Below are 12,291 nucleotides of genomic sequence, written 5' to 3'. Positions count from 1 at the left end.
GCCGGCGCGCCCGGCGCCGCCGGCGGCGGCGTCTGGCCGGTGCCGGGCGCGGCCAGCGGGTCCCAGCCGCCGGGCCGGTCGGCCGGGTCGGCCGGGTCGAACGCCACACCGGGCGGCAGCTGCACGAAGCCCGTGGCCTCCGCGTCCCACTCCGGGCCGCGCGGCATGGGCTGCCAGCCGCCGGCCGGCTCGGGCCGCTGCGGCCGCTGTTCATCACTCACGCGAGTGCCCTCCCCAGTGCTCGGCGGGCCAGGGCTGCCACCGTACGCCTCAGGTGCAGGGCCGCGGGCGGCAGGGGGACCGGCTCGGAGCCGTCGTCGGGCGCGGGCGGGTCGGGGATGCAGGCGACCGCCACGTAGTCGCCGAAGGCCGACAGCACCTCGGGAGCCAGGGCGCGGTCGCCGTCCCAGTCGATGAGCGAGGCGACCCACGCCTCGGCGTCCAGCGGGCGCAGCGGCATCGGCGCGACGGCGCCCACCGCGCACCGCACGTACCGCCGGGCCGGGTCGAGCACGACCGCCACCGACGCGGTGGCCCGGCCGGGGCCGGTGCGGCCGGTGGCCTTCAGGAAGGTCTGCGGGGCGTGCAGCAGCGGCACCCGCACGTATCCGACCAGTTCGGCCGGGCGCAGCATCTCGGCCCCGGCCAGCAGGTGGCCGACGGGGATCTCGCGGCGCGCGCCCTCGGGCCCGGCGACGACCAGGACGGCCTCCAGCGCGGCGAGCACGGGCAGCGCGTCGCCGGTGGGGGCGGCGGTGACGATGTTGCCACCGAGCGTGCCCGCGTTGCGGATCTGCGGCGGGCCCGCGGCGCGCGCGGCGGCGGCCAGCGCCGGAATGAGGGCGGCGAAGTCGGGCCGTCCCATACGCGCGTGCGTGAGCCCGGCGCCGAGCAGGGCGTGGCCGTTCTGGTACTGCCAGCCGCGGATCTCGCCGATACGGCCCAGGCCCACGAGCGCGGCCGGACGCAGCAGGCCGGAGTTGACCGCGGCCATCAGATCGGTGCCGCCCGCGACGGGCACGGCGGCGGGCATGGCGGCCAGTGCCGCCACGGCCTCATCGAGCGAGCCCGGCAACGTCACCGTGTGCGCTGCCTGCGGTGCGTGCGTGGTCAACCCAAGCGCCCCTTCCCCGGTGTCCCCGGCTGTTGCGCCGTACGGTACGTGCTCACAGCCCGGACGTGGCAACTCTGGCACATCCCCGGGCGCCCTGCCGCCAGGGTCCGAGACGTGCGGATCCCTCCCTCGGATAGGAGATGGCGGAGGTTCGCGGCGATGCCCCCGGCACGCGCGAATCGCCCCGTTCTATGGGGCCTTGGGCGGCTCTCGGGGGCGGAGCGCACGGCGCGGTGGCGCCGCCGCGAGGGCGCGCGCGCCGGTCCCGCCCGGGTCACACGATCGGGGCGGGCGCTCGCGCGGATGTCCGAGAACGGGCGCGGCGTTCGAGGACCGCCCCGCGCGGGAGGACGTGCCGGGCGGGAGCGCGGGGTGCCGGGCGAGGCGGCCGCGGGCGCCGGACGGGCGGAGGCGGACAGGCCCGTACGGGGCGGGTTCGGCGGGCGGTCGGCCCGCGCGGGAGGACGGCTCCGGCGCGTACGGACGCGCCGCGGGTACGGGCTGGTCCCGCGGGGGGGCGATCCGGGCGCGTACGGGACGGGCCGCACGAGCCCGGGGCCCGCCGGACGGGGCCGGGCCCGCGCGGCCGGGGCAGCCCGGCGGCGGTAGCCCGCGCGGGCGGGCACGGGGAGACGGGCACGGGGAGACGGGCACAGGGAAACGGCCACCCGCGCGTGCGGCGACGCGGATCGGCGGCGCACACGACGCACCCGCACCCGCAGACGAGACGGCGGCGACCGCGCGGCGGCTACGCGTGCGGCGCCGGCCGCTCGCCCGGATAGACCGGCTCCGCATACGGCACCGCCTCCACGCGCGCGCCGGCCGCCCGCAGGTGGTCCACCATCAGGTCCCAGTCCGGCCACACGTCCCGTATCCGCGCCAGCAGCCGGTCGCTGGCCACCAGGACCACCTCGCAGCCGGGATCGTCCGCCCAGTCCAGGAGGCGCGGCAGGGACGGCTGCACCGCCGAGACCACCGTGCTGCCCACCCGCTCGTAGCCGCGCTCCGCGGCGAGCCGGGCGCACTGGCGGGTCTGCGCGTCCCAGTCCTTCTCGAACTGGCGGTAGACGCTGGGCCCGCCGGACGGCCCGTCCGGCTCGTCGGCCTCGCGGGCCCCGAACACCAGGCAGGCCGCCCGCTCGGGCCCGCTCACCCCGCGGTCGCTCATGCGCCGACCCTACTGCGGACACGCGCGTCCCGGCACCGCGCACGCGGGCGGTGCCGGGACGGGAGAGCCGGGCCGGGAGGCCGGCCCACACGCGGCCGGGCGCGGCGGCGGTCGCACTCACACGGTCGCCGGCGGGCGGCTACTTCCCGCCGTCGCCCGCGCCCTCGTCGTCGCCGGGGCTCATGCCCTCGAAGATCTCCTTGCACATGGGACAGACGGGGTACTTCTTCGGGTCGCGTCCCGGGACCCAGACCTTGCCGCACAGCGCGACCACCGGAGATCCGGAGAGCGCGCTCTCCATGATCTTGTCCTTCTGTACGTAGTGGGCGAAGCGCTCGTGGTCGCCGTCACCGTGCGACACCTGCGGTGTCGGCTCAACGAGGGTCCCCGTGCCTGCGCCGCGCTCGGGCTCAAGAGTGCTCATACAGCCCAAGGGTACTGAAGGCGGTGGACGGCGCCCGCGCCCCGGTCCCGGCCGGCGCCCCGCAGGCGCCGCCTGATGCCAGGCGCCTGGGACAGGGGGGACGTCAGTTGAGAGAGGGGTCGTCGGGGTAGGTGGCGACCATGGCCAGTTCGCTGCGCTGCCGCCGCAGCACCGCCCGCCACAGCCGCTCGGGCGCGGGCGAGGACACGTCGCCGGGCTCGGACTCGACCACGTACCAGGCGCCTTCGGACAGCTCGTCCTCCAGCTGGCCGGGCCCCCATCCGGCGTACCCGGCGAAGATCCGCAGGCTGCCCAGGGCGGCCGCCAGCAGCTCGGGCGGGGCCTCCAGGTCGACCAGTCCGATGGCCCCGTGCACCCGCCGCCATCCGAGTGGCCCGTCGCCCACCAGCGAGGAGGCGCGGCCCCCGGTCTCGCCCGGCACGACCGCGACGCCCAGCGCCGAGTCCAGCGACACCGGCCCGCCCTGGAAGACCACGCCGGGCTCGCCCGCCAACGACGCCCAGGACTCCAGGATGTCGCCGACGCCCACCGGCGTGGGGCGGTTCAGGACAACACCCAGCGACCCCTCTTCGTCGTGGTCGAGGAGCAGCACCACCGCGCGGTCGAAGTTGGGATCCGCCAGCGCCGGTGTCGCGACGAGCAGCCGCCCGGTGAGCGAGGGAACCTCGGTCATGGCCACATGATCCCGCATTCGGGGCCCGGGCGGGGAGTGGGAACCGCCGCCGCGCCGGAGGTGCGACGGCGCGCGGCCGGGACAACGGCGCACGTCATCCCGCCTGGGGCGAGCGCCCCGGGCGGGGATGTGACGCATTCCACGGCCGCGGGAAGCGCACCGGGGACGCGCCGCGGCCGTCCGGGTCCCGGCCGGAGCCGTTCGGCGGCTACGGGGGCCACCGCGGAAGGCCGATACGCTGGTACGAGGCCCCTGCCACGCCGGTGCGAGGCCCTGCCCGCTTTCCGCCCGTCCCAGGAATCGCGAGACCAGATGACCCGCACCCCCGATGTCCTGCTCGTCCACGGCGGCACCCCGCTGGAGGGCGAGATCCGTGTGCGCGGCGCGAAGAACCTCGTGCCCAAGGCCATGGTCGCCGCGCTGCTCGGCGGCTCCCCGAGCCGGCTGCGCAACGTGCCGGACATCCGGGACGTCCGGGTGGTGCGCGGCCTGCTGCAACTGCACGGCGTGACCGTGCGGCCCGGTGACGAGCCGGGCGAGCTGGTGCTGGACCCGACGTCCGTGGAGAGCGCGAACGTCGCCGACATCGACGCGCACGCCGGCTCCTCCCGCATCCCGATCCTGTTCTGCGGCCCGCTGCTGCACCGCCTCGGCCACGCGTTCATCCCCGGGCTGGGCGGCTGCGACATCGGCGGCCGGCCGATCGACTTCCACTTCGACGTGCTGCGGCAGTTCGGCGCGACGATCGACAAGCGGGCCGACGGCCAGTACCTGGAGGCGCCGCAGCGGCTGCGCGGCACGAAGATCCAGCTGCCGTACCCGTCCGTGGGCGCCACCGAGCAGGTCCTGTTGACGGCGGTGCTCGCCGAGGGTCTGACGGAGCTGTCCAACGCGGCGGTGGAGCCGGAGATCGAGGACCTGATCTGCGTGCTCCAGAAGATGGGCGCGATCATCTCCGTGGACACCGACCGGACCATCCGCGTCACCGGCGTGGACTCGCTCGGCGGCTACAACCACCGCGCCCTGCCCGACCGCCTGGAGTCGGCGTCCTGGGCCTGCGGGGCGCTGGCGACCGGCGGCAGCGTGTACGTGCGCGGCGCCAGCCAGCGCGAGATGATGACCTTCCTGAACACCTACCGCAAGGTCGGCGGCGCCTTCGACGTCGACGACCACGGCATCCGCTTCTGGCACCCCGGCGGCCCGCTGAGCGCCATCGCGCTGGAGACGGACGTGCACCCCGGCTTCCAGACCGACTGGCAGCAGCCGCTGGTGGTGGCGCTGACGCAGGCGGCGGGCCTGTCGATCGTGCACGAGACGGTGTACGAGTCGCGCCTGGGCTTCACCGAGGCGCTGAACCAGATGGGCGCGCGCATCCAGCTCTACCGCGAGTGCCTGGGCGGCTCGGCCTGCCGCTTCGGGCAGCGCAACTTCCTGCACTCGGCGGTGGTCTCCGGGCCGACCACGCTCCAGGGCGCGGACCTGGTCATCCCGGACCTGCGCGGCGGCTTCTCGTACCTGATCGCGGCGCTGGCCGCGCAGGGCACCTCGCGGGTGCACGGTATCGACCTGATCAACCGGGGCTACGAGAACTTCCTGGAGAAGCTGGCCGCCCTGGGCGCCAAGGTCGAGGTGCCGGGCGGCTGACGGGCCTGGCGGGCCCGCCCCTGGCCGCCTGGCGGCCCGCCCGGGCTCCTGGAAGGGGCTCCCGGAGCGGCCGGTCCCGCGGGCGGGGCGGGTCTGACGCCGGTACGGCCCGCGGCGGCCGTCCCGGCACCGCCCCTGGACGTGCCTGCGCGGACGGGCCGACGGCGCCGCGGCTTCGGGCTCTTCGGGCTTCGGGAGGGAGGCGGTCACCCGCGTGGGGCGGCCGCCTCCCTTTCCCGGGCCCGTAGGGGCCGTTTCCAGCCCGTACGGGCGGCTTCCCGGCCCGTACGGAGGTTTGCCCGACCGGTACGGCGCTTCCCGGCCCGTAGGGACTGCTTTCCGGCCCGTACGGCCTACTTTCCCTTGGCCGCGTCCTTGAGCTTCGACCCGGCGGAGACCTTCACGCTGTACCCGGCCGCGATCTCGATCGGCTCGCCGGTCTGCGGGTTGCGCGCGGTGCGGGCGGCCCGGTGCGTGCGCTCGATGGTCAGGAAGCCGGGGATGGTGACCTTCTCGTCGCCCTTGGCGACGATCTCGCCGGTCACCTCGGCGAAGGCGGACAGCACGGCGTCGGCGTCCTTGCGGGTCACCTCGGCACGGTCGGCCAGGGCGGCCACCAGCTCACTGCGGTTCATGTTTGTACTCCCGTGTTCTTCTTGCCGATGAGGCGTGCCACGCGGCGGAGCCGCATGTTGGGTACAGCGATGCCGATGCTGCCAGGGCCCTCGGACAGTCTCCGGACCCGGGTCCGCTAGTTCGCGACCCTCGCGCCCGAAACGCATCCTGCCTGCACATGCAGCGCGAATGCCAATCCGGATCCCGGGAGAGTCACACGAAAAGCGCTGTGGCGGCCGTTTCCGTGCCCGCCACCCTATGCGCGGCGCGCGGACCGTACCGCACGCGACGCGCCGCCGCGGCGACCCGCCCGGAGGGCTGACAGCGGCCCGCCCGGGCCGCCTCGGGCGGCCCGGGCGGCGGCCGGTCGCGTCAGTCCGGCACCGCGCCCTCCGGCGCGTCCGGGCGGGCGGGCCGGGCCGCGGCGCGCACGGCGTCGGCCACCGCGCCCGCGACCCGGTCGTTGAAGACGCTGGGGACGATGTAGTTGGCGTTCAGCTCGTGGCTGAGCACGACGCCCGCCAGCGCCCGGGCGGCGGCCAGCATCATCTCCGTGGTCACGGTGTGCGACTGGGCGTCCAGCAGGCCGCGGAAGAAGCCCGGGAAGACCAGCACGTTGTTGATCTGGTTGGGGAAGTCGGAGCGGCCGGTGGCGACCACGGCGGCGGTCTGCCGGGCGATGGCCGGGTCGATCTCCGGGTCGGGGTTGGCGAGCGCGAAGACGATCGCGCCGTCGGCCATGGCCGCCACGTCCTCCCCGGACAGCACGTCGGGCGCGGACACCCCGATGAACACGTCCGCGCCTCGGACAGCCTCTTTGAGGGTGCCGGTGAGATTGTCGGTGTTGGTGTGCGCGGCGATCCAGCGCAGCGTGGTCATGTCAACGCCGCCGTCGGCGGCGATCAGGTCCGGGCGCCCGGCGTGCACGACGCCGCGCACGTCGGCGACCACCGCGTGCCGCACGCCCGCGGCCAGCAGCAGCTTGAGGATGGCGGTGCCGGCCGCGCCCGCGCCGGACATCACGACCCGCACGTCGCGGATCTTCTTGTGCACCACGCGCAGCGCGTTGGTGAGGGCGGCGAGCACGACTATCGCGGTGCCGTGCTGGTCGTCGTGGAAGACCGGGATGTCCAGGGCCTCGCGCAGCCGGGCCTCGATCTCGAAGCAGCGGGGCGCGGAGATGTCCTCCAGGTTGATGCCCGCGAAGCCGGGCGCGATGGCGCGGACGATCTCCACGATCGTGTCGGTGTCCTGGGTGTCCAGGCACAGCGGCCAGGCGTCGATGCCCGCGAAGCGCTTGAAGAGGGCCGCCTTGCCCTCCATGACGGGCAGGGCCGCCTTGGGCCCGATGTTGCCCAGGCCCAGCACGGCGGACCCGTCGGTGACCACCGCCACGCTGTTGCGCTTGATGGTCAGGCGCCGGGCGTCCTCGGGGTTGTCGGCGATGGCCTGGCACACCCGGGCGACACCCGGGGTGTAGACCATGGACAGGTCGTCGCGGTTGCGGATCGGGTGCTTCGAGGACATCTCGATCTTGCCGCCGAGGTGCATGAGGAACGTACGGTCGGAGACCTTGCCCAGGGTCACGCCCTCGATGCCGCGCAGCTTCTCCACGATCTCCTGGGCGTGCGCGGTGGACACCGCCGCGATCGTGACGTCGATGCGCAGCTGCTCGTGGCCGGAGGCGGTCACGTCCAGGCCGGTCACCGAGCCTCCGGAGGACTCCACCGCCGTGGTGAGCTGGCTCACCGCCGTGCCGCTCGCCGGGACCACCAGACGGACCGTCATCGAATACGAGACGCTGGGCGCCGTTGCCATGTCCGACTTCCTCTGCTTTCCCTGTGCCGGCCGCGGCGCCGCGGCTCGGTACTCGGCGCGGCGCCACGCTGAGCGTGGCGCGGAGCTGCCCGGCCACGCTCTCAGATCGTCGCACCGTACGCCGATAGGGGCTAATCGCCCCAGGGTTTCGGACATATTGTTCTGTGGAGTACGAAGGCGTGCGATACGGGGCGTGCGCGGGCGTGCGCGCGGGGTGGAGAAGCGGGTGCGCGCCGGGTGGTGAAGCGGGTGTGAAGCGGGGTGGTGAAGCGGGCACGGCAGGGCGGCGGCATGACGGCGGCGGCATGACGAAGAGGCCCGCGCCGACCACTGCCGGCGCGGGCCTCCGCCACGCATAGGTGACACCGGCCCGCCATGCTCGCCTCGCGGCAAGTGGCCGCTCGAAGCGGCTAAGGTTGGGCCCGGGGGCTTGGATCGAGCCGGTGCCACCACCAAGGCTAACAAACCCGGCGGCGAGTTGGCCGCCGGGTCGCGGCGAGTACGTCCGACTGCCGGGCACGGGCCTCCCGGCTCCCCCGCCGCGCGGCCCGGCCCACGGCCGCCCGGCCGGTGCGGGCCGGTCCTCCCGTGGCGGCGGTCAGTCCTCCCGCAGCAGGTCCGGCACGCCGTCGCCGTCCGGCTCGTCGCGCTCGCCGGACAGCACCGTCAGCCGCTGGGTCGCGCGCGTCAGCGCCACGTACAGCACCCGCAGCCCGGCAGGCGACTCGTCGGCGATCTCCGCCGGGCTCACCACGAGCGTCGCGTCGTACTCCAGGCCCTTGGCCTCCAGGCTGCCCAGCGGCACCACGCGCGGGCCGAGCCCGGACACCCAGCGCCGGGCCTCCTCGCGCCGCCCCATGGCGACCACCACGCCGACCGTGCCGTCGACCTCCGCCAGCAGCCGCCGGGCCTCGCCCCGCACGCACTGCGCGAGGTCGCCGCCGGCGACGGCGAAGCGGGGTTCGACGCCGGTGGAGCGGACCGCCTCCGGGGGGCGGGTGCCGGGCATGGCGAGCGCGAGCACCCGGGACGCGAGCCGGGCGATCTCGGCGGGGTTGCGGTAGTTGACGGTCAGGGCGAAGCGGCGGCGCGGGCGGGAGCGCAGCGCCTCGTCGCGGGCCGCGGCCGCCTCCTCCGGGTCGGACCAGGAGCTCTGGGCGGGGTCGCCGACGATGGTCCAGGTCGCGCTCCGGCCGCGGCGGCCGACCATGCGCCACTGCATCGGGGTGAGGTCCTGCGCCTCGTCCACGATGACGTGCGCGTACTCCGTGCGGGTCTCCTCGCGCGGCTCGGCGCGGCGGGCGGCGGCGGCCGCGTACCGGTCGGCGGTGGTGGTCAGCTCGTCCAGGCCGGTGAGCTGGTCGAGCGGGTCCACCTCGCGCCTGCGCGGCCGTACGGGCGTGCCCAGGAGCGCCTGGAGCTCGTCCAGCAGAGCCACGTCGTGCACCGACAGGGGCCCCTGCCCGTCGGGGCCGAGGCGGCGCAGCGAGCGGGCCACCAGGCGGACCTCGCGGGGGTTAAGCACCCGCCGCGACCAGCGGGCCAGGCGCCGCTCGTCGGCCATCGCGGCGAGCACGGCGCGCGGGGTCAGCTCGGGCCACCAGGCGTCGAGGAAGGCGGTGAAGTCCGGCTCGGTGGCCACGTCCTCGTCGAAGCCCTGGCGGGCCTCGGCGGCCAGCTCCGGGTCGGCGTACCGCCGCTCGCCGCCCGCCTTGGCCCACAGCGCGTCCAGCAGCAGGCGGCGCGCGCGGGGGCGCAGCAGGTTGACCGGCGCGGTGCCGGCGAGCGCCGCCTGGCGCGCCTGCCGCAGCTCGTCGGCGTCCAGCTCGACCCGCCCGCCGAAGACGACGATCCGCAGCCGGTCGGGCGGCCCGCCGACGGGCCGCCCGGAGCCTGCCCGGCCGGTGCCCGCCGGGCCGGTGCCCGCGGGGCCGGACAGCTCCAGCGCGCCGCGGGCCGCCTTGCGCAGCACGCGCGGCATGCGGGAGGAGCCCTTGACGCGGGCCGCCTCCGGCGTGTCGTAGCCCTCGCCGCTCGCCTCGGCGCCGTCCACCAGCGACCCGAGCGCGCGGATGGCGACCTGCCCCTCCTCGCCGAGCGACGGCAGCACGCCCTCGGTGTAGGCGACCAGCAGCGGGGTCGGGCTGACCACGAGGATGCCGCCCGCGTACCGCCGCCGGTCCTGGTAGAGCAGGTACGCCGCGCGGTGCAGCGCGACGGCCGTCTTGCCGGTGCCGGGCCCGCCCTCCACCTCGATCACGGAGGCGGCGGGCGCGCGGATCACCAGGTCCTGCTCGGCCTGGATGGACGCCACGATGTCGCGCATGCGGTGCCCGCGGGCCCGGCCCAGCGCCGCCATCAGCGCGCCGTCGCCCACCACGGGCAGCGCGCCGCCGTCCAGGGTCGCGGTCAGGTCGGGGCGCAGCAGGTCGTCCTCCACGCCGAGCACCCGGCGGCCCTTGCTGCGGATGACGCGGCGGCGCACCACGCGGCCGGGCGCGACCGGCGTGGACCGGTAGAACGGCGCGGCGGCGGGCGCCCGCCAGTCGATGACCAGCGGCGCGTAGTCGGAGTCGAGCACGCCTATACGGCCGATGTGCAGCGTCTCGGCGATCTCGCCGTGCGCGCCGCCGGACTCGTCCGTGCGCACCGCGTCGTCGGCGGGCTCCACGGACGTGTAGGCGCCGTCGGGGCCGCGCTTGCCGTCCTTGCCGCGCAGCAGGTCGATGCGGCCGAAGAGGAAGTCCTCGAACTCGCTGTTGAGCCGGTTAAGGTGCAGCCCGGCCCGGAACACCTGGGCGTCGCGCTCGGCGAGCGCGCCCGGCGTGCCGACCTGGCCGCGCTTGACGGCGTCGCGCATCAGGAACTCCGCCTCGTCGATCTTCTCTTCGAGACGGCGGTACACCCGGTTCAGATGCTCCTGCTCGATGCGGATCTCGCGCTCGCGGAGCCCGTCCCCGTCCTCTGGCGCCGCCTGTTGTGCGGCCCGTGCGGACTGTGCCTTGTGTGTGGCGTGTGTGGCGTTCTGCGCGGCCACCAGGCCCCCTTCTGTGTGCGTGAGGCGACCGTCAACCGTACGCGAACCAGGGCATGTGCGCACCTGTCGGAAGGCGGCCACTTCCCGGCCCGTACGGCCGGCCGGCCCCTTACCGGCCGTTACGGGGCCTGGGGGCGGGCGAGGGACGGCCGCCGGCCTCGGCACGGCCTCACCTCCGGCGTACGTCGCGCCGTACGAGCGCGCCGCCGTAAGGCCGTCCAGCCGTACGGCCGTCCCGCCCGGCCGTACGGCTGTTCGCGTGGCGCCCTACGGCCGTACGGTCACCAGGCGGCGGCCGTCCAGCGTGCGGACCTCGAACCGCTCGATCCCGTCGCGGGGCATGGCGGCGGCGCCGTGCGTGTACAGCGGCCGCTCGCTCCACGCCGGGGCGCCGCCGTCCGCGTCGCGCCGGACGCCGTAGCCCCAGGCGGGTACGGACCAGGTGGTGACGGTCTCCTCGTGGCCGTCCCTGCCGACCGCGACGAGGGCGCACCGCCGCGGGCCGCCGACGTTCTCCAGGCGGAGGGCGACGTCGGTCCCCCAGGGGCGGTCCACCAGGGAGACGGTGGCGGCGACGCCGGTGGCCCGGTCGGTGGCCGTCGCCCGGCGCCCCTCCTCGTACAGCGCGCGGACCGGGTCGGCGGGGGGCCGGGAGCCGCCGTCCGAGGTGAGCGCCGCCCCGGCGAACGGACCGCCGACGACCAGCACCGCCGCCGCGGCCGCCAGGGCCAGCAGGCGCGCGCGCCGGGCGCGGCGGGCGGCCGCGACGTCGCCGAGCAGGCGGTCCAGGAGGGCGGGGCTGGGGGCCGGGACGGGCGCGCCGGTCCCGGGGGCGCCGGTCCCGGGAGTCGGGCCGGGCGTCGGGCCGGGCGCGCTCCCGGGGGCGGCCAGGTCGGCCAGCAGCGGCTCCAGGCCCACCAGGACCGCCAGTTCGGCGGCGCACCGCTCGCACCCGGCCAGGTGGTCCTCGAAGCGCGCCGCCGCCGCCTCGTCCAGCAGCCCGAGCGCGTACGCGCCGACGGCTATGTGCCGCTCGTGGTCCGCCGCCGAGGTCATGTGCTCACTCCCCGTTCCTCCAGCGAGAGCTTCAGGGAGCGCAGCGCGTAGTAGACCCGGGACCGCACGGTCCCCGGCGGTACGCCCAGCACCTCCGCCGCCTCGTTGACCGTACGGCCCCTGAAGTACGTCTCGACCAGGGCCTCCCGGTGGGCCGCGGTGAGGTCGGCCAGCGCGTCGGAGAGCGTCATCATCCGCAGCACCCGGTCCAGCTCGTCGGCGGCGGGCACCTCCGCCAGCGGCTCGGGGCCCACCTCCCGGGGGCGGGCCAGGCTGCCGCGGTGGCCGTCGATGACGATGCGGCGGGCGACGGTCACCAGCCAGGGACGGATGGAGCCGGTCGCGCGCTGGAGCCGCTCGGCGTTGCGCCAGGCGCGCAGCAGCGTCTCCTGGACCACGTCCTCCGCGCGGTGCCGGTCGCCGGCCACCAGGCGCAGGACGAAGGCGAGCAGCGGGCCCGCGTGCTCGGCGTAGAGCACGCGCATGAGCTCGTCGTCCGATGCCGTCCTGTCCACCACTCCGGCATCCTCGCCCAACCCGGCCGCCGGGTCGAGGGCTTGGCCGGGCGCGTACGCCGCGGGGCTCGTCGGCCGCCGCCCGGCGGGCCCGGGGCGACCGGGTCAGGGCCGCGCGGGAGCCCGCGTCGACGGCGGACACCCGGCCACCCGGCCGGGTCCGACTGGAGCGCGGGGCGCGGCCCGGCGGCGGACGCCCGGGCCGG

At 76.1% G+C, this 12,291-nt stretch carries 10 protein-coding genes and 1 pseudogene; 1 reads left to right on the top strand and 10 read right to left on the bottom strand.

Features of this window, described 5'->3' with window-relative positions; translation table 11 throughout:
- From RKE29_RS22130 to RKE29_RS22110, 5 genes and pseudogenes are all read right to left on the bottom strand, one after another.
- A pseudogene (locus tag RKE29_RS22130) lies at nt 1-221 on the bottom strand ((2Fe-2S)-binding protein); the annotation flags it as partial.
- Nucleotides 218-1,114: an FAD binding domain-containing protein gene (locus tag RKE29_RS22125; RefSeq protein ID WP_312007296.1), complete on the bottom strand. Its 897-nt coding sequence runs from the start codon at nt 1,112-1,114 to the stop codon at nt 218-220. The pseudogene RKE29_RS22130 and the gene RKE29_RS22125, both read right to left, overlap by 4 nt.
- 748 nt (nt 1,115-1,862) lie before the next feature.
- On the bottom strand, nt 1,863-2,282 hold the full coding sequence (locus RKE29_RS22120; protein ID WP_312007295.1) for a recombinase family protein: 420 nt from the start codon (nt 2,280-2,282) through the stop codon (nt 1,863-1,865).
- 139 nt (nt 2,283-2,421) lie between these two features.
- Nucleotides 2,422-2,706: a DUF3039 domain-containing protein gene (locus RKE29_RS22115; protein WP_312007293.1), complete on the bottom strand. Its 285-nt coding sequence runs from the start codon at nt 2,704-2,706 to the stop codon at nt 2,422-2,424.
- 103 nt (nt 2,707-2,809) lie between these two features.
- Nucleotides 2,810-3,400 (bottom strand): YqgE/AlgH family protein, encoded by a 591-nt coding sequence (locus tag RKE29_RS22110; RefSeq protein ID WP_312007292.1) that lies wholly within the window; start codon nt 3,398-3,400, stop codon nt 2,810-2,812.
- Between the two features lie 312 nt (nt 3,401-3,712).
- Here RKE29_RS22110 and murA point away from each other — a divergent pair, with 312 nt between their 5' ends.
- Complete coding sequence (murA, locus tag RKE29_RS22105; RefSeq protein WP_312007291.1) at nt 3,713-5,044, top strand: UDP-N-acetylglucosamine 1-carboxyvinyltransferase; 1,332 nt, start codon at nt 3,713-3,715, stop codon at nt 5,042-5,044.
- Between the two features lie 353 nt (nt 5,045-5,397).
- On the opposite strand, the gene RKE29_RS22100 is transcribed toward murA, so the two are convergent.
- The 5 genes from RKE29_RS22100 to RKE29_RS22080 all read right to left on the bottom strand — a co-directional run bounded on the left by RKE29_RS22100 (nt 5,398) and on the right by RKE29_RS22080 (nt 12,088).
- Nucleotides 5,398-5,679 carry an HU family DNA-binding protein gene (locus RKE29_RS22100; protein ID WP_312007290.1) on the bottom strand — a complete coding sequence of 94 codons (282 nt, stop codon included), beginning with the start codon at nt 5,677-5,679 and terminating at the stop codon, nt 5,398-5,400.
- A 352-nt stretch (nt 5,680-6,031) separates the two neighbouring features.
- Nucleotides 6,032-7,477: an NAD-dependent malic enzyme gene (locus RKE29_RS22095; protein ID WP_312007289.1), complete on the bottom strand. Its 1,446-nt coding sequence runs from the start codon at nt 7,475-7,477 to the stop codon at nt 6,032-6,034.
- A gap of 598 nt (nt 7,478-8,075) precedes the next feature.
- Nucleotides 8,076-10,412, bottom strand: a complete 2,337-nt coding sequence (locus RKE29_RS22090) for a UvrD-helicase domain-containing protein (protein ID WP_312007297.1) — start codon at nt 10,410-10,412, stop codon at nt 8,076-8,078.
- Nucleotides 10,413-10,781: 369 nt separating this feature from the next.
- Entirely contained in the window at nt 10,782-11,570 is a 789-nt protein-coding gene (locus tag RKE29_RS22085; RefSeq protein WP_312007288.1) for a zf-HC2 domain-containing protein, read from the bottom strand.
- Nucleotides 11,567-12,088: a sigma-70 family RNA polymerase sigma factor gene (locus RKE29_RS22080; protein WP_312007287.1), complete on the bottom strand. Its 522-nt coding sequence runs from the start codon at nt 12,086-12,088 to the stop codon at nt 11,567-11,569. Before RKE29_RS22080 ends, RKE29_RS22085 begins: the two co-directional genes overlap by 4 nt.
- Nucleotides 12,089-12,291: the final 203 nt, after the last annotated feature.

The organism is Streptomyces sp. B1866, from assembly GCF_031932565.1.
Taxonomy (GTDB): Bacteria; Actinomycetota; Actinomycetes; order Streptomycetales; family Streptomycetaceae; genus Streptomyces.
The sequence above is the reverse complement of the archived record's forward strand: the minus strand, read 5'-3'. Positions and strand labels throughout refer to the sequence as shown.